We start from the raw sequence: 24037 nt of genomic DNA on the forward strand, positions 1-24037 counted from the left end.
GCGCCGCTATGGCGTGGTGTTCTGGCGCCTGCTGGAGCGCGAAGCGGACTGGTTGCCGAGCTGGCGCGAATTGCTGCGCACCTACCACCGCCTCGAAGCGCGGGGCGAGATTCGCGGCGGGCGGTTTGTCAGTGGCCTGGCGGGGGAACAGTTCGCACTGCCGGAGGCGATCCCGTTGCTGCGTGAAGTACGGCGCCGGCCCCATGACGGCAGCTTGATCGCAGTGTGCGGGGCCGACCCGCTGAACCTTGTCGGCACACTGCTGCCGGGAAGCAAAGTGCCGGCGGTGAGTGGCAATCGGATTGTGTACAAGGATGGCGTGCCGGCGGGGGTGATGGTGGGGGGTAAGCAGCAGGTGTTGCTGGAGGTGGATCAGCAGGCGATTCAGGAGAAGTTGCTCAGGCGGTGAGTTTGAGGGCCTCATCGGGGGCAAGCCCCCTCCCACACTGGATCTGCGAACACCGTTCAAATGTGGGAGGGGGCTTGCCCCCGATCGCGCCAGCTCAGGCACCCCAATCATTCACTCGGCACGCGGCTGCTCGGTCATCTCCACCTCATGCTCCTGCCCCACCCGCTTGGGCAACACAACCTGCTGTGGATAAGTCTGCGCGAAATGCACTTCGTCGCAGTTATCCACAAGCTTCTTCAAGCGCTGGTTAAACGCGCGGCTCACCGCATATTGCCCACCCGACACGGTACGGAACTGCGCCGTCAGTACCACGCCATTGAGGTCCATCTTGTCGACACCGAACACCTCCAGTGGCCCTTGCAGGTTGTACTTGAGGAACACGTCGTCGCGGATCGACTGGCCGGCCTCGCGGATCAGTTCCACGGCTTTGTCCACATCGGTGTCGTAGGTGAACTGCACTGAGAAAAACGCATACGCAAACTGACGCGACTGGTTGGTAACCGCCTTGATCTGCCCGAACGGCACCGAATGCACAAAGCCCTTGCCGTCGCGCAGGCGCAGGGTGCGAATAGTCAGGCCCTCGACCGTGCCGGCGTGGCCGGAGTCGAGTACCACCCAGTCGCCGATCGACAGGGTGTCTTCGATGATGATGAAGAGGCCGGTGATCACGTCCTGCACCAGTTGCTGCGAGCCGAAACCGATGGCCAGGCCGACCACACCCGCACCCGCCAGCAGCGGCGCGACGTTGATGCCCAGGTTGGCCATGGTGGTGATCGCACAAATCACCACCAGGATGATTTTCACGGCGTTGCGCAACAGCGGCAGGATGGTTTTCACACGGGTGCTGGGCTGGCGGCTGGAGCGCTTGTTCACCGGCGGTTTGAGCGCTTCCTGGATCGCCGTATCGAGCACCACCCAGAACAGCCAGGTCATCAGCAGGATCAAGCCGATGCTGCTGAGGGAATCGCTGATCGCCCGGCCCACCGAGTTGCGCTGGGCAAACTCGAACAACGACACGCCCCAGATACGCCCGAGGATTTCGATAAAGGCCACCGCCATGACGATGCGCAATATCGCGTGCAGCAGGCTGAGGAAGCGCTCCTTGTAGGCGCTGCTGCGCTGGATCGCCACTTGGCTGCGAGACTTGAACAGGTGTTGCAGCACGGTGCTGAGAAACACCGTGCCGATCAGCAGGATGGTGGTGAACAAGGCGCAGCGCAGGGCCTTTTGATTGTCGTCGCCGGCACCGATCAGGTTGATTGCCGAGACCAGCACCATCAGCAAAATCGGCCAGTACCAGAGCCCGGAAAATACCCGCAACGACTGCTGCAGCGCCGGATGCTTGAGACGCTGGGCCAGCGGCCGATTGCGGATCAGGTGCGCCACCGGACGGCGCAGACGCACCACCAGCACGCCAAAGATCACCGTCGCGAACAGGCCGGTAAACACCGCGATACTGCTGGTGATATTGCCGCCGAGCTGACGGGCGATCTGCGGGCTGGTCAACGCGTCACTGAGGGCGGCGAGGAAGCCGATCAGGAACAGCGGTTTGGGGCAATAGTCGCGGATCAACCGCACCGCCGGGCGCTTGTGGCCGAGGTTGAACATGACGATGACGCACAGCAGCATCGAGGTGGAGAAGATGCCGCTGCTGGTGGCGTAGGCAAAACACAGCGCCAGCGCCCGGCCCACGGAGGTGGCTAAAAAGTGGCTGACATACAGCGTCAACGGCAGGCAGATAATGGCCGGGAGGGTGTAGGGCACCACATACCCCAGCACCGCCAGCAGGCGCGCCCGGCGCTGGAAAAAACCCCGCAGGCCCAAGCGCCGCACGATAAGGCGGCCCACCAGCGTCAGCACTGCAAAGGCACCGATCCACACGGCCGACAGCAGCAGGAAATCTCCGGCCACGCTCCATGGCGAGCGCGCCGCCGTCTGGTCGACTAGACGCCCGACTTCATTCGCGGCCCGGTCGGCACGCAGGCGCCACTCGTCGATGAAATTCTGATTGAGGTCCAGCTTCTGTTGCACATCATCGATGCTGGAGCTGATGGCCCCGAGCAGGCCGCCCTCCACCAGTAATTCCGGCTTGGCCGGGGCTTCGGGTTCAGGCGCGGTGGCCGCGGCTTGCAGTGCGCCGTTGCCGCATAGCAGCAGCGCGACGAGCAGTAATGCAGTCTTTAAATTCAGCAAAACACCGGGCTCCTTCTGGGGGTCTGTAAGGAACTGACGGGTTTGAGCCGTGATCGTTCCCCTGATTCGCCCGGCCCCTGCCCCACCTCCTGCCCCTCTACCGCCTGTAGGAATGTGGAAACTTTCGGCCAAAGATCGTAGTCATCCCAAAACGCGGGGCAATCGGCCCTGGATCAACGGGAGTAAGCATGGCGGCGATTCACATCGGCATTTCCGGCTGGCGCTATACGCCCTGGCGGGGCGATTTCTACCCCGAAGGCTTGACCCAGAAACGCGAGTTGCAGTTTGCCTCACGCGCCGTCAATGCGATCGAAATCAACGGTTCGTTCTACGCGCTGCAAACCCCCAAGCGCTACGCCGAGTGGTATGCCGACACGCCCGAAGGGTTCATGTTCAGCGTCAAGGCCCCGCGCTATATCACCCACATCCTGCGCCTGCGCGATGTACACAAGCCCATGGCGAATTTCTTCGCCTCCGGGGTATTGGAGCTCAAGGACAAGCTTGGGCCGATCCTCTGGCAGTTCCCGCCCAGTTTCAAGTTCGATCCGCCGCTGTTCGAAGCCTTTCTGGCCGAACTGCCCACCACCACCTTGCAGGCCGCCGCCCTCGCCCATCAGCATGAGCCACGTCTGAATGGCAAGGCGAGCATGAAGGCCTACGGCAAGCAACCGTTGCGCCATGCGGTGGAAATTCGCCACAAGAGCTTTGCGGTGCCTGAGTTTGTGCAGTTGCTGGACAAGTACGGCGTCGCCCTGGTGGTGGCGGACACGGCTGGCAAGTGGCCATATGCCGAAGACGTCACCGCCAACTTCCTGTACCTGCGCCTGCATGGCGACAAGCAGTTGTACGCCAGTGGCTACACCGACGACGCCCTCGCGCGCTGGGGCGAGCGCATCGAGCGTTGGCAGCACGGCAAACAGCCCGCGGATGCGCAGTTGATCGACCCGCAACACAAGCCACGCACGCGCAAACAGCGCGACGTGTTCTGCTTTTTCGATAACGACATCAAGGTGCGTGCGCCTTTCGATGCCCGTCAATTGTTACAGCGTTTGGGTCTGGATGAGCACCTGGCGACAGCGCCGGGGCAACTGCCGGAACCTGGAGTGCTGCCATGACACAGCCGGAGTTGATTCCCATCACACCCACTGCCCCCATTACTCGCTTTACCGTGCTGACGGTCAATATCCACAAGGGTTTCACCGCCTTGAATCGGCGTTTCATCCTGCCCGAATTGCGCGAAGCCGTGCGCAGCGTGGGCGCCGACATGGTGTTCCTGCAGGAAATCCATGGCACCCACGAGCAGCATCCGCAGCGCTACAGCGACTGGCCGAAGATGCCGCAGTACGAGTTCCTCGCAGACAGCATCTGGCCGCAGTTCGCCTACGGGCGCAACGCGGTCTACCCCCATGGCGACCACGGCAACGCGTTGCTGTCGAAATTCCAGATCATCCGTCACGACAACCTCGACATCTCCCAGAGCGGCCACGAAAACCGCGGCCTGCTGCATTGCGTCCTGCGCCTGCCGGGCAGCGGGCAGGAAGTGCATGCGATCTGCATCCACCTGGGCCTGCGTGAAGTGCATCGCCAGCAGCAATTGCGCCTGCTGGAGCAACGCATCAGCGAGATCCCGGCCGACGCGCCAGTGGTGGTCGCCGGCGATTTCAACGACTGGCGCCAGCGTGCCGACCTGAGCCAAAGCGGCCTTGAGGAAGTCTTCATGCAGACCTTGGGCAAGCCGGCACGCACCTTTCCCGCGCGCCTGCCGTTGTTGCCGCTGGACCGCATTTATGTGCGCAATCTGAAGGTGCATAACCCCCGGGTGCTGACCACGCGGCCCTGGTCCCATTTGTCTGACCACGTGCCGCTGTCGGTGGAGATTGAGCTATGAACGTTGCTGTAGAACATATCGCCACCGATCAGCCGCCGGATGATGCCAAGGCGCGCGACCTCGACTACGGCTGGCAGAGCGGCAACCGCATCGAGTTGCTGGAAAATGGCGAGGCCTACTTTCCCAAGGTGTTCGAGGCCATGCGCGCGGCGCAGCGCGAGATTCTGCTGGAGACGTTTATCCTCTTCGAAGACAAGGTCGGCTTTGAGCTCAAAGCCATCCTGATCGAAGCCGCGCAGCGCGGAGTGAAGGTGGTGGCCAGCCTGGATGGCTTTGGTTGCGGCGAACTGAGCACGGCATTTTTGCGCGAGCTGGCCGAGGCCGGGGTGGTGGTGCAGATGTTCGATCCGGCCTCGAAGACGCTGGGTATCCGCACCAACTGGTTCCGTCGCCTGCACCGCAAAATCGTGGTGGTGGATGCCAGCGTGGCGTTCATCGGCGGTATCAACTTTTCCGCCGACCATCTGGGTGACTTCGGCCCTGAAGCCAAGCAGGACTATGCGGTGCAAATCGTTGGCCCGGCGGTGGCCGACCTGCACCACTTCGCCCTGGCGCAAAGTGGTCGCCAGGTGCGTACGCGGCGTGGATGGCGGCGGCGCCAGCAACGTCCTACGCCATGGGCAACGTCTGACGAAGACGGTCTGGTACGCCTGATTTATCGCGACAACGTGCAGCATCGCGATGATATCGAAGAAGCCTATATTCACGCCTTGAGCAAAGCGCGTACGCGCGCCGTGATTGCCAACGCGTATTTCTTCCCCGGTTACCGCCTGCTGCGTGAAATCCGCAACGCCGCGCGCCGTGGCGTGCACGTGCAATTGATCATGCAGGGCCAACCGGATGTGCTGCTCGCCAAGCTGGCGGCGCGCATGCTGTATGACTATCTGCTCAAGGATGGCGTGGTCATTCACGAGTACTGCCAGCGCCCGCTGCACGGCAAGGTGGCTTTGATAGACGATGACTGGAGCACCGTAGGCTCAAGCAACCTGGACCCGTTGAGCCTGGCATTGAACCTTGAAGCCAATGTGCTGATTCGCGACCGGGCGTTCAATCAGCAGTTGTACGAAAGCCTGGAAGCGCTCGCCAGGGACCATTGCCAGACCATGCCGGCAAAACGCAAACCGCGCCTGTGGTTATGGCGCCTGACCGTGGGCTTCCTGGTCTTTCATGTGATGCGTCACTTCCCCGCCCTCACCGGCTGGCTGCCGGCACACAAGCCGCGTTTGAAACCCATTGAGAGTCCGGCCCATGACCTCTGAAAAAAACGGCTCGCGGTTCCAGCGCTGGAAGAAGCCCCTGACCCTTGCGTTCTTTGTGCTGCTTATCGTGCTGTTCACCTTGCTTGCCCGACGCATCGACTGGAGCGAAGTGCTGCAGACGCTGAGTGAATTCAAGGTGCGCACCCTGTTGATCGCGGGCGCGCTGACGGTGTGCAGCTTTATTGTGTATGCCTGCTTCGACCTGATCGGCCGCACCTACATCCGCCAGCCCTTGCGCTGGAAGCAGATCCTGCCGGTGGGCATCATCAGCTACGCGTTCAACCTCAACCTGAGCGCGTGGGTGGGCGGCATCGCCATGCGTTATCGGCTGTATTCGCGACTGGGGGTGAGCACCGGCAATATCGCCAAGATCCTGGGGCTGAGCCTGGCCACCAACTGGTTCGGCTACATGGCGATCTCGGGGGTGATATTCAGCAGCGGCCTGGTCACCATGCCGCCGGGTTGGAAGGTCAGCACTACGGCATTGCAAGGCATCGGTGCGCTGTTGGTGCTGGCAAGCCTCGGTTACCTGGTGGCCTGCCAGTTTTCGAAAAAACGTGCGTGGACGATTCGCGGCATGGAAATCAACCTGCCGTCGCTGCGCATGGCGTGCTTGCAATTGATGTTGGGCGCGCTGAACTGGTCGCTGATGGCGGCGGTGATTTTCACGCTGTTGCCGGCGAAACTGGATTATCCGCTGGTGCTGGGGGTGCTGCTGATCAGCGCGATTGCCGGGGTGCTCACGCATATTCCAGCGGGCCTTGGGGTGCTGGAAGCAGTGTTTATCGGGCTGTTGCAGCATGAGGCGTCGCGCGGCAGTCTGCTGGCCGGATTGATTGCCTATCGGGCGATCTATTTCATTTGCCCGTTGTTGATCGCGCTGGTGATGTATTTGGGGGTGGAAGCGAAGGCCAAGGCGTTGCGGGTGAAGAAAACACCCGCTTAGCGCACTAGCGGGATTGAATGATGCTCAGCCGTTCACCCACCACCATCTCGGTAATCCAGTCCACCAGGATCGAGGTGTAGGCCTGTTGCGACACCGGGTCGCTCAATGAATGGTCGGCGCCATCGATGATGCGGTGGGTCAGGGAATGGGTGTTCTGGCAGGCCGCGCGGTAACTCATGATGGTGGCGTGGGGCACGTGGTCGTCGGTCTCCGATTCGACGATCAGCACATCACCGCTGAATTTTGCGCAGGCATGCAGGGCCCGGTTGGTTTCGGCCTGCACCAGCGTACTGCGGTAATCCATCAGGTCGGCTTTATCCAGGTCACGCTTGGGCTTGAGCCATTCCTGGTCGCGGTACAGCGCGGGCACCCGCAACGCCAGCCAGCGCACCGGGCGCAATGAGGTGAGGATCGCCGCCAGGTAGCCCCCATAGCTGGTGCCCACCACCGCCACCGCCGAGGTGTCGATGGCCGGGTGAGATAACAGCCGGTCGTAGGCGGCCAACAGGTCGCGCAGGTTGTCTTCACGGGTCACTCGCGAAAGCGGGATACCCGTGCCTGCATGGCCGCGCAGGTCGAAAGTCAAACACACGCAACTGAGCCCCGCGATGCCTTTGGCGCGCTCCAGGTCGCGCTCCTGGCTGCCGCCCCAGCCGTGCACGAACAACACGCCCGGCACTTTGGATTTGGGGCTGAGGAAGGTCCCGCTCATCTGTTCGTCGTCAATGTCGATTGCGATGCTCTCGCTTCTAGCCGTCATAAGCGTTAACCGTCACATATTTGAGGAGAAAGTCGCTGTTTTCAGCCGGGCCGCGGTACACCTCGATGGCGTCTGCCGGTAACGTCCGGTCCACATAGGTTTCCACCGAGGCCACTCGGATCGCGCGCAAGCCGGGGTGGTTGACGAAGCTTTGCAGCGCCGCGACTTCCGCGCTGCTGGCCCCGCCCATGCGCCAGGACTGTTCGAGCACGCCACTGCGGCGTTGGCCGTCGCTGTCCAGCCCCTGGGCGATGTCGTAGTTGCGCCGCGAGGCATAGAAGCCGGGGTAGGCTTCATCGGCAGCCTTGTCGAAGACCTGCGCTTGCCTGACGGCTTCGCGTACATCGTCCGGCAGAGCCAGAGCGAGCAAGTCGTCGTAACCGCCGGGCACCACCAGCAGTTTGGAGCCGCCGTAGACCTCTTCGCCCTGCCCGTCCCGGGTCAGGTATTGCTCGCCGCAGTAACTGATGACGTGATCGCCGATAAAGCTTTGGCCAACACTGTGAGTGACTACGTCCTGCAGGTCTTGTTCCAGCACCACCCCATCATTAAACATTGCGGCGGCTTCGGGACGCGCCAGCAGGGCATCGAATTCGTCGAGGCTGCGGATCACCTCTTGCCCGCGCCCCGCGCAGGCGTTTACGGGCTTCAAGCGAATCGGCCCGCTGTAGAGCAAACGGGTCGCGGCTGGCCGTGCATCTTCCAGCGCGAAGACACTCAAGCCATCGAGGACTACGTCGCGCACGCGCTCACAAAACAGCGGCGACCAGCCCTCGGGCGCCTGGGCTTGCGGGCTCAGCAGGCCATGAGTGATGGCTTTGGTACAGATGAACGCATGATCGACATAACCGCCCCACAGGTCTTGCGGGCCTTTGATATCGAGCGCTTGTGCCTGGGCGGCCCCGACCAGCGTTTGTGTGGGAAGCAGGTACAGGTCGTGGCCGGCGTGCTTGAGCGGATCGAAGCTGCCGCCGAATTTTAGCCCCAGTATCTGCGCGAGCCAGCGCGCCAGGGCGCGGTTGGTCTCCACTTCATGCTGGGGTGCGCCGCTGCGCGTTGAATGAGAGAGCACCAGCTTTTTACGTGAAATCGGGGTCATGCATCCCCCTTGGCATCCGGCCATGTGTGTAAAAGAAGCGTAGCAGGGATCAGGCCAAGCTCGCGTTGAGGAAGAGCGCTTGAAAATCAATCAGTTGCCGGACACGCAATAGCAGTTAGCCTGCGCCATTCTGCACGATGCGGCCTCGGGCACGCGGCGTTCTGCACGATTCACGTGTACGGCAGCCGATATCCGACGGCGGCGCCAGCTAAGATACTGGACCTATCAACCCATCACGAGGCAAACCACATGGCCAAGCAAGCACTCATCCTGATCGATATCCAGAACGACTACTTCCCCCAGGGCAAGTGGCCGCTTGACGGTGTGGAGGCCGCTGCGGACAACGCCGCGCAGGTGCTGAAGGCCTTTCGTCAGACCGGCGATGCGGTGATCCACGTGCGTCACGAGTTCGCGGACGATGACGCGCCGTTCTTCACGCCGGGCTCCGAAGGCGCGCAGTTGCATGCCAACGTGCTGAACCAGGGTAACGAGCCGGTGGTGCTCAAGCACTTTGTGAATGCCTTTCGCCAGACCAACCTGCGCGAGTTGCTGGAACGGCGCAGCATTACCGACGTGGTGGTGGTCGGCAGCATGAGCCATATGTGCATCGACGCTGTAGTGCGGGCGGCGGCAGACTTGGGCTACAAGGTCACGGTCATTCATGACGCCTGCGCTACCTGTGACCAGAATTTCAATGGGCAGGTGATTCCCGCCGCGCAGGTGCATGGCGCCTACATGGCCGCGCTGGCCTTCGGCTATGCGAGTGTGGTGTCGACGCAAGACTATTTGAAAGCCCAAGCGGCGGTGGCTTGACCGCCGCTTGGCGCGTTCAGCGCGTGGCGATGATAAACAGGCGTGGGAATGGCAGCAGTACCGTGCCATCCGCCAGGGCTGGATAAGCCTGGGTAATCCGTGCCTGGTACGCCTGCAGGAAAGCGGCTTTTTCGTCATCGTTCAGTGGCGCCAGGAAAGGCCGCAGCGCTGAACCCTTGAACCACTCCACCACTGCCCCGTGGTCTGCCAACGGATGGTGGTAGGTGGTACGCCAGACATCGACGGTGCTGCAATGCCGGTTCAGCAGTTCGAAGTAATAGCTCGCCGAATGCCGCTCGTTATGCTTGACCGCGCCGATCTTCGCGGCCCATGGCCCCTGCGCTGCGACCTCACGGGCGAGCCGGTGGGCAGGCTCGTCGAGGTTGTCCGGCGTCTGCACCGCCAGCGTGCCGCCGGGGGTCAGTTGGTTGACCAGGTGCGGATAGAGCGAGGCGTGGTCAGGCAGCCATTGCAGAGACGCATTGGCGAGAATCACGTCGAAGGGCTGCGCCGGACGCCAGGCGCCGATATCCGCCAGTTCGAAGCTCAAGGCCGGCAGGCGCTTGCGCGCGTCGCGCAGCATGTCATCGGAGCTGTCCATGCCGGTAATGTGGGCGTGTGGAAAGCGTTCGGCCAACACCTGGGTGGAATTGCCGGGACCACAGCCCAGATCAACGGCCGTGCCCACATCGGTATTGGGAATCGCGGCCACCAGGTCGCGGACGGGGCGCGTGCGCTGCTGCTCGAACATCGTGTACTGCTTGGCGGACCACGTCATCGGGTTCTCCTCTCTTGGTGGTTAAGCATCGCCCATAAAAAACCCCCGACGCCAGGGCTATCGGGGGTTTTGTTGTGTCTGGAGGTTTAGGCCTCAGAACGGGATATCGTCATCAAAGCTGTCGAAATCCGGAGCCGGCTGCGGAGCGGCCTGTTGTGGCGCCGGGCGCGACTCGCGCTGAGGCTGCTGGCTTGGCTGCGGACGCGATTGCTGTGGACGCGGTGCCGAGTTGGACATGCCGCCCTGGCCCTGTTGGTCGCCCTGTGGACGGCCGCCCAGCAATTGCATGGTGCCTTGCATGTCGACCACGATTTCAGTGGTGTAACGCTTGATGCCGTCTTTTTCCCACTCGCGGGTTTGCAGTTTGCCTTCGATGTAGACCTGCGAACCTTTGCGCAGGTACTCACCGGCGATCTCGGCCACTTTGCCGAACATCGACACGCGGTGCCATTCGGTTTTCTCGACCTTCTGGCCTGTCTGCTTGTCGGTCCACTGTTCGCTGGTCGCCAGACTCAGGTTCGTCACGGCGTTACCGTTAGGCAGGTAGCGAACTTCGGGATCCTGGCCGCATGTACCGACCAATATGACTTTGTTAACCCCACGGGCCATAACGTTCTCCTAGGCTGGGCGCGCTGTCGGCACTGGGTTGACCAGGTGCTCGAGCGTCGCGCGATCCAATAATTCGGTGTCCAATTTGATGTAAATCGCAGTTTCTTCTGCGACCACTACTGCGTCCGTTACTCCAACGACGGCCTTCAGGCGCTCGGCCAAGCCGGCTTCGCGCATCGCTTCAGGCGATAACGGCAGGCGTAGGCTCGTCACATACGGAGGTTCGCGCATGGTAACAGCAAAGACCAGCCAAAGTGCAGCCAGCCCGGCGCATCCGAGGAACACAACCGACAAACCGCCATGCTGGAACATCCAGCCACCCATGATCCCGCCCAGCGCCGAACCGAGGAACTGGCTGGTGGAATACACGCCCATCGCCGTGCCCTTGCCGCCGGCCGGTGAAACCTTGCTGATCAGCGACGGCAATGACGCTTCCAGCAGGTTGAACGCGGTGAAGAACACCACCGTGCCGATCACCAGCGCCCGCAGGCTGTCGCCGAACTGCCAGAAGAATAGTTCAGTGAGCATCAATGTCGCGACGGCGCCGAGCAGAACTCGTTTCATTTTGCGTTTCTTCTCGCCGTAGATGATGAACGGGATCATGGCGAAGAACGAAACCAACAGGGCGGTCAGGTAGACCCACCAGTGCTGCTCCTTGGGCAAACCGGCTTTCTGCACCAGCGCCAGGGGCAAGGCGACGAAGCTGCACATCAGCATTGCGTGCAACACGAAGATACCTAAATCCAGGCGCAGCAGGTCCGGGTGCTTGAGCGTCGGCAACAGCGCCTTGCGCGCGACGCCGGACTCACGGTGCTGCAGCGTGCCGGTCGAGCGCGGCACCATGAAGGCCACGATCACGATACCGACCAACGCCATGCCGCCGGTGGCCAGGAACAACCCGTGCAGGCCGAAAGCGCGAGTCAGCAGCGGGCCGACCACCATCGCCACGGCAAACGATAAACCGATGGTCATGCCGATCATGGCCATGGCCTTGGTGCGATGTTGTTCGCGGGTCAGGTCTGACAGCAACGCCATCACCGCAGCGGAAATCGCCCCGGCGCCTTGCAGGATACGTCCGGCGATCACGCCCCAGATCGAATCGGACTGCGCCGCGAGCACACTGCCGAGGGCGAACACGATCAGCCCCAGGTAAATCACCGGGCGACGGCCTATACGGTCGGAAATGATGCCGAACGGTATCTGGAAGAGCGCCTGGGTCAAGCCATAGGCGCCAATCGCCAGGCCGATCAATGCGGGGGTCGCGCCTGCGAGATCCATTCCATAGGTCGCCAGCACCGGCAACACCATAAACATGCCCAGCATACGGAAGGCGAACACCAGGGCCAGACCGCTTGCCGCTCGGGTCTCGCCGCTACTCATGCGTTCGCTGTGGGGATCGTGCATGGAAAAACCTCGTGTGAACCGGCGGCGATTCTACCAGTCCCATCGATTGAGAGGGTATATGCGGCGCTTTGCCGCGCAGCTTTCATGTAAGGCTGCAAGCGGCCTTTTGACAGTGTATATTCATCCAGTCTTTAGCCGTATACTCCGGCATTATTTACGCCCGCCGTGCGAGGCCATCTTGGACAAGATCCTGATTCGTGGGGCTAGAACCCACAACCTGAAGAACATCGACCTGACCCTGCCCCGGGACAAACTGATCGTCATCACCGGCCTGTCCGGTTCGGGCAAATCGTCCCTGGCGTTCGACACGCTGTATGCCGAAGGCCAGCGTCGCTATGTGGAATCGCTGTCGGCCTATGCCCGCCAGTTCCTGTCCATGATGGAAAAGCCCGACGTCGACACCATCGAAGGTTTGTCGCCGGCCATTTCCATCGAGCAGAAATCGACGTCCCATAACCCGCGCTCCACCGTGGGCACCATTACCGAAATCTACGATTACCTGCGTCTGCTGTATGCACGCGTGGGTATTCCACGCTGCCCGGACCACGATATTCCGCTGGAAGCCCAGACCGTCAGCCAGATGGTTGACCTGGTGCTGGCCCAGCCGGAGGGCGCCAAGCTGATGCTGCTGGCGCCCGTCATCCGCGAGCGCAAGGGCGAGCATCTCTCGGTCTTTGAAGAGCTGCGGGCGCAAGGTTTCGTGCGCGCCCGCATCAACGGCAAGCTTTATGAGCTGGATGAAGCGCCCAAGCTAGACAAGCAGAAGAAGCACTCCATCGACGTGGTGGTCGACCGTTTCAAGGTGCGTGCCGACCTGCAGCAGCGCCTGGCGGAATCCTTCGAGACCGCGTTGAAGCTGGCCGACGGTATTGCCCTGGTCGCGCCCATGGACGACGAGCCGGGCGAAGAGATCATCTTCTCCGCGCGCTTTGCCTGCCCGATCTGCGGCCATGCCATCAGCGAACTGGAACCCAAGCTGTTTTCCTTCAACAACCCGGCCGGCGCCTGCCCGACCTGTGACGGCCTGGGCGTCAAGCAGTTCTTCGACATCAAGCGCCTGGTCAACGGCGACCTGACGTTGGCGGAGGGGGCGATTCGTGGCTGGGACAGGCGCAACGTCTACTACTTCCAGATGTTGGGGTCGTTGGCGTCGCACTACAAGTTCAGCCTCGAAGTGCCGTTCAACCAACTGCCGGCGGACCAGCAGAAGGTCATCCTCAACGGCAGCGGCTCGCAGAACGTCGACTTCAAGTATCTGAACGACCGTGGTGACATCGTCAAGCGCTCCCACCCGTTCGAAGGCATCGTGCCGAACCTTGAGCGCCGTTACCGCGAGACCGAATCGGCCAGCGTGCGCGAAGAGCTGGCGAAATTCCTCAGCACCCAACCTTGCCCTGATTGCCGTGGCACTCGCCTGCGCCGCGAAGCGCGGCATGTGTGGGTTGGCGAGAAGACGTTGCCGGCGGTGACCAACTTGCCAATCGGCGATGCCTGTGAGTACTTTGGTGTGCTCAAGCTGACCGGCCGCCGTGGGGAGATTGCCGACAAGATCCTCAAGGAAATCCGCGAGCGCCTGCAGTTCCTGGTCAACGTTGGCCTGGACTATCTGTCGCTGGACCGCAGTGCCGATACCCTGTCGGGCGGCGAGGCCCAGCGGATTCGCCTGGCCAGCCAGATCGGCGCGGGACTGGTGGGCGTGTTGTACATCCTCGATGAGCCGTCGATCGGCTTGCATCAACGCGACAACGATCGCTTGCTGGGTACGTTGAAACACCTGCGGGATATCGGCAACACGGTGATTGTGGTCGAGCACGACGAGGACGCGATTCGCCTGGCGGATTACGTGGTCGATATCGGCCCTGGCGCGGGTGTGCATGGCGGACATATTGTCGCCGAGGGCACGCCTGCCGAAGTCATGGCGCATCCGGATTCACTGACCGGCAAGTACCTGTCGGGCCGCGTGAAAATTGCGGTGCCGGCCAAGCGCACGCCGCGCAACAAGAAGATGGCGTTGCACCTCAAGGGTGCTCGTGGCAACAACTTGCGCAATGTGGATCTGGAAATCCCCCTGGGCCTGCTGACCTGTGTGACCGGGGTTTCCGGCTCGGGCAAGTCGACGCTGATCAACAACACGTTGTTCCCACTCAGTGCCACCGCCCTGAACGGCGCTACCACCCTGGAAGCGGCGGCCCACGACAGCATCAAGGGCCTGGAGCATCTGGACAAGGTGGTCGACATCGACCAGAGCCCGATTGGCCGTACGCCGCGGTCCAACCCGGCGACTTACACCGGGCTGTTCACGCCGATTCGCGAGTTGTTCGCCGGTGTTCCGGAATCCCGCTCACGCGGCTACGGGCCGGGCCGGTTCTCGTTCAACGTCAAGGGCGGTCGCTGTGAAGCCTGCCAGGGCGATGGCTTGATCAAGGTCGAGATGCACTTCCTGCCGGATATCTATGTGCCGTGCGATGTGTGCAAGAGCAAGCGCTATAACCGTGAAACCCTGGAAATCAAATACAAGGGCAAGAACATTCACGAAACCCTGGAGATGACCATCGAGGAAGCGCGGGTGTTCTTCGACGCGGTTCCGGCGTTGGCGCGCAAGCTCCAGACATTGATGGATGTCGGCCTGTCTTATATCAAGCTGGGGCAGTCGGCGACCACGCTGTCGGGTGGTGAAGCGCAGCGGGTGAAGTTGTCGCGTGAGTTGTCCAAACGGGATACAGGCAAAACCTTGTATATCCTTGATGAGCCAACCACTGGCCTGCACTTTGCCGATATTCAGCAACTGCTGGACGTGCTGCATCGGTTGCGTGATCACGGTAATACGGTGGTGGTGATTGAACACAACCTGGATGTGATCAAGACTGCCGACTGGCTGGTGGACCTGGGGCCGGAAGGCGGTTCCAAGGGCGGGCAGATCATTGCTGTGGGTACACCGGAGCAAGTTGCCGAGATGTCGCAATCCCATACTGGCTACTATCTGAAGCCGTTGCTGGAGCGCGACCGGGCCTGATTTACCGGGCCCGATAAAAAGCCCCTGTCACCTCATCGGTGGCAGGGGCTTTTTCGTAGCCGGAATCAGAACTGCGATTGCAGGTAGTTTTCCAGGCCAATCAGCTTGATCAGACCCAACTGCTTTTCCAGCCAGTAGGTATGATCTTCTTCGGTGTCATTCAACTGCACGCGCAGGATCTCGCGAGTGACATAGTCGTTGTGCTGCTCGCACAGCTCAATGCCCTTGCAGAGCGCGGCACGGACCTTGTATTCGAGACGAAGGTCGGCAGCGAGCATATCCGGCACTGTGGTGCCCACATCCAGGTCGTCGGGACGCATGCGCGGCGTGCCTTCGAGCATGAGGATACGACGCATCAGTGCGTCAGCGTGCTGCGCCTCTTCTTCCATCTCATGGTTAATACGTTCATAGAGCTCGGTAAAGCCCCAGTCTTCGTACATACGCGAATGGATGAAATATTGGTCACGAGCTGCCAGTTCGCCCGTCAGCAACGTGTTGAGGTAATCGATTACGTCGGGGTGACCTTGCATCGCCCTACATCTCCCTGCTTGAAAGTCTGTAGTTTGAACCATGCTGACCTGAAGGTCACGGGATCAACGGCAGAAAAGCGAAGATTTCCGGAGAAAAGTAGCTGAAATAACGCAAAAACCGCCCAAATGAGGGCGGTTCTGCTTATCGTTTAGAGTCAGTTAAGCGATACACCCAGTGCATTTGCGATTGCTTCTCCATAAGCGGGATCCGCTTTGTAAAAATGCTGCAACTGACGCTGGACCACATAACTGGAAACACCGCCCATCGCACCGGCGATGTTGCTGGTCAGCAGCGCTTTCTGCTCGTCATTCATCAAGCGGAACAGTGCACCGGCGTGGCTGTAGTAATCAGTGTCTTCGCGATGATCGTAACGATCAGCTGCGCCGCTCAAGGCCAGTGCAGGCTCCGCGTACTGTGGCGCCTGCTTTGGCGCATCGCCGTAGCTGTTTGGCTCGTAGTTAGGCGCAGCGCCACCATTACTGCCAAAGGCCATCGACCCGTCACGCTGGTAGCTGTTGACCGGGTTACGTGGAGCATTCACCGGCAGTTGCTGGTGATTGGTGCCAACACGGTACCGGTGAGCATCTGCGTAGGCAAAGACGCGACCTTGCAGCATACGGTCCGGCGACAGGCCAACGCCTGGGACCATATTGCTTGGGCCGAACGCGGCCTGTTCCACTTCGGCGAAGTAGTTCAGCGGGTTGCGGTTGAGTTCCAGCTCGCCCACCTCGATCAGTGGGAATTCTTTTTGCGACCAGGTCTTGGTGACGTCAAACGGGTTTTCGTAGTGAGCGTTCGCTTGAGCCTCGGTCATGATCTGGATGCAAACGCGCCATTTTGGGAAATCACCACGTTCAATGGCGCCAAACAGATCGCGCTGGGCATAGTCAGGATCGGTACCCGCCAGGCGCGCAGCTTCAGCCGGCGCCAGGTTCTTGATGCCTTGCTTGGTCTTGTAGTGCCATTTCACCCAGTGACGCTCGCCGTTGGCGTTGATCAGGCTGTAGGTGTGACTGCCGAAGCCGTGCATGTGGCGGTAGCCATCAGGGATGCCACGGTCCGAGAACAGGATGGTGACCTGGTGCAGCGCCTCTGGGGAGTGCGACCAGAAGTCCCACATCATCTGTGCGCTTTTCAGGTTGCTTTGCGGCAGACGCTTTTGGGTGTGGATGAAATCCGGGAATTTCAGCGGGTCACGGATGAAGAACACAGGCGTATTGTTGCCGACGATGTCCCAGTTGCCTTCCTCGGTATAGAACTTCAAGGCGAAGCCGCGTGGGTCGCGCTCAGTGTCAGCCGAACCGCGCTCACCACCTACAGTGGAGAACCGCAGGAACGTTGGGGTTTGCTTACCCACTGACTCGAACAGCTTGGCGCTGGTGTATTGAGTGATGTCTCGGGTGACGGTGAACGTACCGTAGGCGCCCGAACCTTTGGCGTGTACACGGCGCTCCGGAATATTTTCACGGTTGAAGTGAGCGAGCTTCTCGATCAGGTGGAAGTCGTCGAGCAGCAGCGGGCCACGGGGGCCGGCAGAACGGGAATTCTGATTATCCGCAACGGGTGCACCGCTGGCGGTGGTAAGGACTTTATTCTGGCTCATGCGCAATTTCCTCAGGTCTGGCTTGGAACTGCCGGCTAATCGGCTTGGAGGGAGTATCAATCAACAACATGACACCTACAAATTTATTAAATTGTAGGCTTCAATAGAAAATTACTACCAACCGAGCCAACGTCCATCTCGCCCAGCGTCCCCGGGAAACCTGGACCTAATGCGCTTTTATTACGCGCACAAAAAACCGGGCGCCAGGCCCGGTTCTTCGTTGCAGACTGCCGTGTTACTCGGCGCTTACAGCTTCGCCGGCAGTAGCACGATCAACCAACTCGACGTACGCCATAGGCGCGTTGTCGCCAGTGCGGAAGCCGCACTTGAGGATGCGCAGGTAGCCACCCTCACGGGTAGCATAACGCTTGCCCAGGTCGTTGAAGAGCTTACCAACGATAGCTTTCGAACGAGTACGGTCGAAAGCCAAACGGCGGTTAGCCAGGCTGTCTGTCTTGGCCAAAGTGATCAGCGGCTCAGCAACGCGACGCAGTTCTTTAGCTTTCGGCAGTGTAGTTTTGATCAGCTCGTGCTCGAACAGCGACACCGCCATGTTTTGGAACATGGCCTTGCGGTGCGAGCTGGTACGGCTCAGGTGACGACCACTTTTACGATGACGCATGGTTCATTCCTTACCAAACTCACGTTCGGTGATTACGACGATCAGGCAGTCGCCTTGTCGTCCTTCTTAAGACTTGCAGGCGGCCAGTTGTCGAGGCGCATGCCGAGGGACAGACCGCGGGAGGCCAGAACGTCCTTGATTTCAGTCAAGGATTTCTTGCCAAGGTTCGGAGTCTTCAACAGCTCTACTTCGGTACGCTGAATCAGGTCGCCGATGTAGTAGATGTTTTCCGCCTTAAGGCAGTTAGCCGAACGTACAGTCAGTTCCAGATCGTCAACCGGGCGAAGCAGGATCGGATCGATCTCGTCTTCCTGCTCGATTACCACTGGTTCGCTGTCACCCTTGAGGTCGACGAACGCAGCCAACTGCTGTTGCAGAATGGTTGCAGCGCGGCGGATAGCCTCTTCAGGATCCAGAGTACCGTTGGTTTCCAGATCAATAACCAGCTTGTCCAGGTTAGTACGCTGCTCGACACGGGCGTTTTCCACCACGTATGCGATACGGCGAACCGGGCTGAACGAAGAGTCAAGCTGCAAGCGACCAATGCTGCGGCTTTCGTCTTCATCGCTCTGACGCGAGTCGGCCGGTTCATAACCACGACCACGAGCTACGGTGAGCTTCATGTTCAGGGCGCCGTTAGACGCCAGGTTAGCGATTACGTGATCGGGATTAACGATCTCGACATCATGATCCAGCTGAATATCGGCAGCGGTAACCACCCCCGAACCCTTCTTCGACAAGGTCAGCGTAACTTCGTCACGGCCGTGCAGCTTGATAGCCAGACCTTTAAGGTTCAACAGGATTTCAATTACGTCTTCCTGTACACCTTCGATGGCGCTGTACTCGTGGAGCACACCGTCAATCTCGGCCTCGACTACTGCACAGCCGGGCATTGAGGACAACAGGATGCGGCGCAGCGCGTTGCCCAGGGTGTGGCCAAAACCACGCTCGAGAGGCTCGAGAGTAATTTTAGCGCGGGTTGGACTGACAACCTGCACATCAATGTGGCGCGGTGTCAGGAACTCATTTACCGAAATCTGCATGGATGCACCTATTTTCTAGCCCTTACTTGGAGTAGAGCTCGACAATCAGGCTTTCGTTGATGTCGGCGGACAGATCACTGCGAGCAGGAACGTTCTTGAAAACGCCCGACTTCTTCTCAGTGTCTACTTCTACCCATTCTACGCGGCCACGTTGGGCACACAGATCGAGAGCTTGGACAATGCGAAGTTGGTTTTTTGCTTTCTCGCGAATCGCGACCACGTCACCAGCACGAACCTGGTAAGACGGTACGTTAACGGTTTGGCCGTTTACGCTGACGGATTTGTGCGATACCAGCTGACGGGATTCGGCGCGAGTCGAACCAAAGCCCATACGGTATACAACGTTGTCCAGACGGCATTCGAGCAGTTGCAGCAGGTTTTCACCGGTTGCACCTTTCTTGCCAGCAGCTTCTTTGTAGTAGCCGCTGAACTGACGCTCGAGAACGCCGTAGATACGACGGACCTTCTGCTTTTCACGCAGTTGGGTGCCGTAATCGGACTGGCGACCGCGGCGTTGGCCGTGGATACCAGGTGCTGCTTCAATGTTGCACTTCGATTCGATCGCGCGCACGCCGCTCTTCAAGAAGAGATCGGTGCCTTCACGACGAGCGAGTTTGCATTTTGGACCAATGTAACGAGCCATTCTTTACAATCTCCTGGATTACACGCGGCGCTTCTTCGGCGGACGGCACCCGTTGTGCGGGATTGGCGTCACGTCGGTGATGCTGGCGATCTTATAGCCACAGCCGTTCAAAGCACGGACAGCAGACTCACGACCTGGACCTGGACCTTTGACGTTAACGTCGAGGTTTTTCAGGCCGTATTCCAGCGCAGCTTGGCCAGCACGTTCAGCAGCTACTTGAGCAGCAAACGGGGTGGACTTGCGGGAACCGCGGAAACCCGAACCACCGGAGGTAGCCCAAGAAAGCGCGTTACCTTGACGGTCGGTGATGGTCACGATTGTGTTGTTAAAAGAAGCATGGATGTGGGCGATGCCATCAACCACTGTCTTTTTAACTTTTTTACGAGGACGAGCAGCAGGTTTTGCCATGATAATTTTCCTGTCGATTCGCGTGGGCGATTACTTGCGGATCGGCTTACGCGGACCTTTACGGGTACGCGCGTTAGTCTTGGTACGCTGACCGCGCACTGGAAGACCACGACGATGACGCAGACCACGGTAGCAACCGAGGTCCATCAAACGCTTGATTTTCATGTTGATTTCGCGACGCAGGTCACCTTCAGTGGTGAACTTCGCCACTTCGCCACGCAACAGCTCAATCTGCTCGTCGCTCAGATCCTTGATCTTTGCGGCTGGGTTTACCCCAGTGTCTGCGCAAATTTTCTGCGCAGTAGTGCGACCAACACCATAGATGTAGGTCAGCGAGATAACAGTGTGCTTGTTATCTGGAATGTTAACGCCTGCAATACGGGCCATTCAGTGGGACTCCAATTGACAGCTACCTACGCCCCGGAAGCCAAGAAATAGGGCGCGAGATAATATCGCTGTAATAACAAATAATCAACCCGGCAGCGCACTAGCTGCCGGGCTTCAAGCGGATCACACTCAGCCTTGGCGCTGTTTGTGACGCGGTTCCGCGCTGCAAATTACTCGAACAACACCTTCGCGGCGAATAATCTTGCAGTTACGGCACAGCTTTTTCACCGATGCACGAACTTTCATCACCAACTCCTCGAACCTTATGGGGTACTCAGCGCAACATGCCGCTGCCGTAGCCCTTCAGGTTGGCTTTCTTCATCAGGGATTCGTACTGGTGCGAAACGAGGTGCGATTGTACTTGGGACATGAAGTCCATCACAACCACGACCACGATCAGCAACGAGGTCCCGCCAAGGTAGAACGGAACGTTTGCCGCAACCACCAGGAACTGGGGAAGCAAACAGACGGCCGTCATATATAGAGCACCGAACAGGGTCAAACGAGTCAGAACGCCATCAATGTAGCGCGCAGACTGCTCACCCGGACGAATACCCGGAATAAAGGCACCGGACTTCTTCAGGTTTTCCGCTACGTCTTTCGGATTGAACATCAACGCCGTATAGAAGAAGCAGAAGAAAATAATCCCTGCACTAAACAGCAGAATATTCAACGGCTGACCAGGAGCGATCGACTGAGAGAGGTCCTGCAGCCAGCCCATATTTTCAGACTGACCAAACCAGGTACCCAACGAAGCCGGAAACAGCAAGATGCTGCTCGCGAAAATTGCCGGAATAACGCCGGCCATATTCACCTTCAGCGGCAAGTGGCTGGTCTGCGCAGCAAACACCTTACGGCCCTGCTGACGCTTGGCGTAGTGAACAGCAATACGACGCTGACCACGCTCAATGAACACCACAAAACCGATAATCGCTACTGCCAGCAAACCGATAGCAACCAGGGCGAAGATATTGATATCCCCCTGACGCGCAGACTCGAAAGACTGCCCAATTGCTCTCGGAAGACCGGCGACGATACCTGCGAAAATCAACATCGAGATACCGTTACCAACACCACGCTCAGTAATCTGCTCACCCAGCCACATCATGAACATCGCACCAGCCACAAACGTGGATACCGCGACGAAATGGAAGCCAAAGTCACCAGTGAACGCAACGCCCTGCCCTGCCAGGCCAACGGACATGCCGATAGCTTGAACCAGAGCGAGGACGACAGTGCCGTAGCGGGTGTACTGGCTAATCTTGCGACGGCCAGCTTCACCTTCCTTCTTCAACTGCTCCAGCTGCGGGCTGACGGCGGTCATCAGTTGCATGATGATCGATGCCGAAATGTACGGCATGATCCCCAGTGCAAAGATGCTCATCCGTTCCAGCGCGCCGCCGGAAAACATGTTGAACAAGCTAAGAATGGTCCCCTCATTCTGTCGAAACAGGTCTGCGAGTCGGTCCGGGTTGATACCTGGAACCGGGATGTGTGCGCCTATTCGGTAGACGATAATCGCCAGGAACAGAAAACGCAGACGAGCCCAAAGTTCAGACATACCGCCTTTGCCGAGCGCTGAGAGAGCACCTTGCTTAGCCATTTATTCCTCGAACTTGCCGCCAGCTGCTTCGATAGCCGAACGCGCACCTTTGGTGGCGCCGATTCCCTTGCCGATAGTGACAGCGCGAGTCACTTCACCGGACAGCATGATTTTCACACGCTGTACGTTGACGTTGATCACGTTGGCATCTTTCAGGGTCTGCACAGTAACGATGTCGCCTTCCACTTTAGCCAGCTCGGACAGACGCACTTCTGCGCGGTCCATGGCTTTCAGGGATACGAAACCGAACTTAGGCAGGCGACGATGCAGCGGCTGTTGACCGCCTTCAAAGCCTGGAGCGATGGTGCCACCGGAGCGGGAGGTCTGACCTTTGTGGCCACGGCCACCAGTCTTACCCAAACCGCTACCGATACCACGGCCCGGACGATGCTTTTCGCGACGGGAACCCGGCGCTGGACTCAGATCATTGAGTTTCATCGATTAACCCTCTACACGCAGCATGTAGTAAGCCTTGTTGATCATCCCGCGATTCTCGGGAGTATCCTGGACTTCTACAGTGTGACCGATGCGACGCAGACCCAAACCCTTAACGCACAGTTTGTGGTTAGGAATGCGGCCGGTCATGCTTTTGATCAGCGTTACTTTAACGGTAGCCATGATCAGAAGATCTCCTTCACAGTCAGGCCACGCTTGGCAGCGATGGACTCAGGAGATTGCATAGCTTTCAAACCCTTGAAAGTGGCGTGAACCACGTTTACCGGGTTAGTCGAGCCGTAGCACTTGGCCAGAACGTTCTGAACGCCAGCAACTTCGAGGACAGCACGCATAGCGCCGCCAGCGATGATACCGGTACCTTCAGAAGCAGGCTGCATGTACACCTTCGAAGCGCCATGGGCGGACTTCATTGCGTACTGCAGGGTAGTGCCGTTCAGATCAACCTGGATCATGTTGCGACGAGCAGCTTCCATTGCCTTCTGGATCGCAGCAGGCACTTCACGTGACTTGCCACGGCCGAAGCCAACACGCCCTTTACCATCACCCACCACGGTCAACGCGGTGAAAGTGAAGATACGGCCGCCTTTAACGGTTTTGGCTACGCGGTTAACTTGAACCAGCTTCTCAATGTAGCCTTCGTCGCGCTTTTGGTCGTTATTTGACATAACTTAGAACTCCAGCCCAGCTTCACGAGCAGCATCAGCCAGCGCTTTAACGCGGCCGTGGTACTTGAAGCCAGAGCGGTCGAAAGCCACTTGCGAGACGCCCACGGCCTTAGCACGTGTAGCGACCAGCTGGCCAACCTTTGTGGCCGCGTCGATGTTGCCGGTGGCACCATCACGCAGTTCTTTATCCAAAGTCGAGGCGCTTGCCAGGACTTTGTTGCCGTCGGCCGAGATGACCTGGGCGTAGATGTGCTGCGACGAGCGATACACGCAGAGACGCACGACTTCGAGTTCGTGCATTTTCAGGCGTGCTTTGCGAGCGCGACGCAGTCGAGTAACTTTTTTGTCGGTCATTTGCTATGCCCTACTTCTTCTTGGCTTCTTTACGACGGACGACTTCGTCCGCGTAGCGCACACCTTTGCCTTTGTACGGCTCTGGTGGACGGAAGTCGCGGATCTCAGCGGCCACCTGACCTACCAGCTGCTTATCGATGCCCTTGATCAGGATATCGGTTTGGCTAGGGGTCTCAGCGGTGATGCCTTCCGGCAGTTCGTAATCCACTGGGTGCGAGAAGCCAAGGGCCAGGTTCAAAACCGTGCCTTTTGCTTGCGCTTTGTAACCAACACCGACCAGCTGGAGCTTACGCTCGAAGCCTTGGCTTACGCCTTGGACCATGTTGTTTACCAACGCACGCGTGGTACCGGCCATTGCGCGAGTTTGTTGATCGCCATTGCGAGCAGCGAAACGCAGCTCACCAGCTTCTTCAACGATCTCAACGGACGAATGGATATTCAGTTCAAGAGTGCCCTTGGCACCCTTCACCGAAAGCTGTTGGCCTGCGAATTTGACTTCGACACCGGCTGGCAGCTTAACGGGGTTCTTAGCGACGCGAGACATGCTTATC

At 59.3% G+C, this 24037-nt stretch carries 27 protein-coding genes; 7 read left to right on the plus strand and 20 right to left on the minus strand.

The features are described 5' to 3' along the window. On the plus strand, positions 1 to 409 hold a 409-nt coding region (locus BFP90_RS00085; RefSeq protein WP_141688877.1), incomplete at its 5' end, for an Lhr family helicase. A gap of 111 nt (positions 410 to 520) precedes the next feature. Here the strand turns inward: BFP90_RS00085 and BFP90_RS00090 are convergent. Continuing rightward, positions 521 to 2602 carry a mechanosensitive ion channel family protein gene (locus BFP90_RS00090; protein WP_065891613.1) on the minus strand — a complete coding sequence of 694 codons (2082 nt, stop codon included), beginning with the start codon at positions 2600 to 2602 and terminating at the stop codon, positions 521 to 523. A 188-nt stretch (positions 2603 to 2790) separates the two neighbouring features. Here BFP90_RS00090 and BFP90_RS00095 point away from each other — a divergent pair, with 188 nt between their 5' ends. From BFP90_RS00095 to BFP90_RS00110, 4 genes are read left to right on the plus strand one after another with little or no spacing between them, the layout of a single operon-like run. Further along, positions 2791 to 3717, plus strand: a complete 927-nt coding sequence (locus BFP90_RS00095) for a DUF72 domain-containing protein (RefSeq protein WP_065895685.1) — start codon at positions 2791 to 2793, stop codon at positions 3715 to 3717. Continuing rightward, positions 3714 to 4490: an endonuclease/exonuclease/phosphatase family protein gene (locus tag BFP90_RS00100; RefSeq protein WP_065895686.1), complete on the plus strand. Its 777-nt coding sequence runs from the start codon at positions 3714 to 3716 to the stop codon at positions 4488 to 4490. Before BFP90_RS00095 ends, BFP90_RS00100 begins: the two co-directional genes overlap by 4 nt. Then, positions 4487 to 5749 carry a cardiolipin synthase ClsB gene (gene clsB, locus BFP90_RS00105; RefSeq protein WP_065895687.1) on the plus strand — a complete coding sequence of 421 codons (1263 nt, stop codon included), beginning with the start codon at positions 4487 to 4489 and terminating at the stop codon, positions 5747 to 5749. The genes BFP90_RS00100 and clsB overlap by 4 nt, the downstream gene beginning before the upstream one ends. Continuing rightward, complete coding sequence (locus tag BFP90_RS00110; RefSeq protein WP_065888406.1) at positions 5739 to 6695, plus strand: lysylphosphatidylglycerol synthase domain-containing protein; 957 nt, start codon at positions 5739 to 5741, stop codon at positions 6693 to 6695. Before clsB ends, BFP90_RS00110 begins: the two co-directional genes overlap by 11 nt. 4 nt (positions 6696 to 6699) lie before the next feature. Here BFP90_RS00110 and BFP90_RS00115 read toward each other — a convergent pair whose 3' ends face one another. Then, a complete protein-coding gene (locus BFP90_RS00115; RefSeq protein ID WP_065895688.1) occupies positions 6700 to 7455 on the minus strand; it encodes an alpha/beta hydrolase family protein in 756 nt (251 codons plus the stop codon). Further along, complete coding sequence (locus BFP90_RS00120) at positions 7445 to 8554, minus strand: DUF3182 family protein (RefSeq protein WP_065895689.1); 1110 nt, start codon at positions 8552 to 8554, stop codon at positions 7445 to 7447. The genes BFP90_RS00115 and BFP90_RS00120 overlap by 11 nt, the downstream gene beginning before the upstream one ends. A 249-nt stretch (positions 8555 to 8803) precedes the next feature. On the opposite strand from BFP90_RS00120, the gene BFP90_RS00125 reads away from it, so the two are divergent. After that, a complete protein-coding gene (locus tag BFP90_RS00125) occupies positions 8804 to 9367 on the plus strand; it encodes a cysteine hydrolase family protein (RefSeq protein WP_065891607.1) in 564 nt (187 codons plus the stop codon). A 16-nt stretch (positions 9368 to 9383) separates the two neighbouring features. Here the strand turns inward: BFP90_RS00125 and tam are convergent, their stop codons facing one another. The 3 genes from tam to BFP90_RS00140 all read right to left on the minus strand — a co-directional run bounded on the left by tam (position 9384) and on the right by BFP90_RS00140 (position 12158). Next, complete coding sequence (tam, locus tag BFP90_RS00130; RefSeq protein ID WP_065895690.1) at positions 9384 to 10145, minus strand: trans-aconitate 2-methyltransferase; 762 nt, start codon at positions 10143 to 10145, stop codon at positions 9384 to 9386. A gap of 93 nt (positions 10146 to 10238) precedes the next feature. Further along, positions 10239 to 10754 (minus strand): single-stranded DNA-binding protein, encoded by a 516-nt coding sequence (locus BFP90_RS00135; RefSeq protein WP_003232445.1) that lies wholly within the window; start codon positions 10752 to 10754, stop codon positions 10239 to 10241. Between the two features lie 9 nt (positions 10755 to 10763). Then, positions 10764 to 12158, minus strand: coding sequence for an MFS transporter (locus BFP90_RS00140; RefSeq protein WP_065895691.1), 1395 nt, complete (start codon positions 12156 to 12158; stop codon positions 10764 to 10766). A gap of 178 nt (positions 12159 to 12336) precedes the next feature. On the opposite strand from BFP90_RS00140, the gene uvrA reads away from it, so the two are divergent. Beyond that, positions 12337 to 15171 (plus strand): excinuclease ABC subunit UvrA, encoded by a 2835-nt coding sequence (gene uvrA / locus BFP90_RS00145; protein ID WP_065888412.1) that lies wholly within the window; start codon positions 12337 to 12339, stop codon positions 15169 to 15171. 65 nt (positions 15172 to 15236) lie between these two features. On the opposite strand, the gene bfr is transcribed toward uvrA, so the two are convergent. The 14 genes from bfr to rplF form a co-directional block, all read right to left on the minus strand. Further along, positions 15237 to 15701: a bacterioferritin gene (gene bfr, locus BFP90_RS00150; RefSeq protein WP_003176400.1), complete on the minus strand. Its 465-nt coding sequence runs from the start codon at positions 15699 to 15701 to the stop codon at positions 15237 to 15239. A 155-nt stretch (positions 15702 to 15856) separates the two neighbouring features. Then, on the minus strand, positions 15857 to 17305 hold the full coding sequence (locus tag BFP90_RS00155) for a catalase (protein WP_065895692.1): 1449 nt from the start codon (positions 17303 to 17305) through the stop codon (positions 15857 to 15859). Positions 17306 to 17540: 235 nt separating this feature from the next. Next, complete coding sequence (gene rplQ, locus BFP90_RS00160) at positions 17541 to 17927, minus strand: 50S ribosomal protein L17 (RefSeq protein ID WP_007918448.1); 387 nt, start codon at positions 17925 to 17927, stop codon at positions 17541 to 17543. Positions 17928 to 17968: 41 nt separating this feature from the next. Beyond that, positions 17969 to 18970 carry a DNA-directed RNA polymerase subunit alpha gene (gene rpoA / locus BFP90_RS00165; RefSeq protein ID WP_003176403.1) on the minus strand — a complete coding sequence of 334 codons (1002 nt, stop codon included), beginning with the start codon at positions 18968 to 18970 and terminating at the stop codon, positions 17969 to 17971. A gap of 22 nt (positions 18971 to 18992) precedes the next feature. Then, complete coding sequence (gene rpsD / locus BFP90_RS00170; RefSeq protein ID WP_003210056.1) at positions 18993 to 19613, minus strand: 30S ribosomal protein S4; 621 nt, start codon at positions 19611 to 19613, stop codon at positions 18993 to 18995. An 18-nt stretch (positions 19614 to 19631) separates the two neighbouring features. Then, positions 19632 to 20021 (minus strand): 30S ribosomal protein S11, encoded by a 390-nt coding sequence (gene rpsK, locus BFP90_RS00175; RefSeq protein WP_002555466.1) that lies wholly within the window; start codon positions 20019 to 20021, stop codon positions 19632 to 19634. A 30-nt stretch (positions 20022 to 20051) separates the two neighbouring features. Then, positions 20052 to 20408, minus strand: coding sequence for a 30S ribosomal protein S13 (rpsM, locus tag BFP90_RS00180; RefSeq protein ID WP_003210063.1), 357 nt, complete (start codon positions 20406 to 20408; stop codon positions 20052 to 20054). A gap of 129 nt (positions 20409 to 20537) precedes the next feature. Next, positions 20538 to 20654: a 50S ribosomal protein L36 gene (rpmJ, locus tag BFP90_RS26925; RefSeq protein WP_002555468.1), complete on the minus strand. Its 117-nt coding sequence runs from the start codon at positions 20652 to 20654 to the stop codon at positions 20538 to 20540. A 28-nt stretch (positions 20655 to 20682) separates the two neighbouring features. Beyond that, positions 20683 to 22011 (minus strand): preprotein translocase subunit SecY, encoded by a 1329-nt coding sequence (secY, locus tag BFP90_RS00185; RefSeq protein WP_003194637.1) that lies wholly within the window; start codon positions 22009 to 22011, stop codon positions 20683 to 20685. Further along, positions 22012 to 22449 carry a 50S ribosomal protein L15 gene (gene rplO, locus BFP90_RS00190; protein WP_003176407.1) on the minus strand — a complete coding sequence of 146 codons (438 nt, stop codon included), beginning with the start codon at positions 22447 to 22449 and terminating at the stop codon, positions 22012 to 22014. 3 nt (positions 22450 to 22452) lie between these two features. Beyond that, complete coding sequence (gene rpmD / locus BFP90_RS00195) at positions 22453 to 22629, minus strand: 50S ribosomal protein L30 (RefSeq protein WP_003176408.1); 177 nt, start codon at positions 22627 to 22629, stop codon at positions 22453 to 22455. A 2-nt stretch (positions 22630 to 22631) separates the two neighbouring features. Further along, on the minus strand, positions 22632 to 23132 hold the full coding sequence (rpsE, locus tag BFP90_RS00200) for a 30S ribosomal protein S5 (RefSeq protein WP_003176409.1): 501 nt from the start codon (positions 23130 to 23132) through the stop codon (positions 22632 to 22634). Between the two features lie 3 nt (positions 23133 to 23135). Next, positions 23136 to 23486 (minus strand): 50S ribosomal protein L18, encoded by a 351-nt coding sequence (gene rplR, locus BFP90_RS00205; protein ID WP_017135964.1) that lies wholly within the window; start codon positions 23484 to 23486, stop codon positions 23136 to 23138. 10 nt (positions 23487 to 23496) lie between these two features. Continuing rightward, the gene (gene rplF, locus BFP90_RS00210) at positions 23497 to 24030 is read right to left on the minus strand and encodes a 50S ribosomal protein L6 (RefSeq protein ID WP_003176412.1); all 534 of its coding nucleotides are present in this window, start codon (positions 24028 to 24030) and stop codon (positions 23497 to 23499) included. Positions 24031 to 24037: the final 7 nt, after the last annotated feature.

It is taken from the genome of Pseudomonas sp. 24 E 13 (genome assembly GCF_900004715.1).
Lineage (GTDB): Bacteria > Pseudomonadota > Gammaproteobacteria > Pseudomonadales > Pseudomonadaceae > Aquipseudomonas > Aquipseudomonas orientalis_A.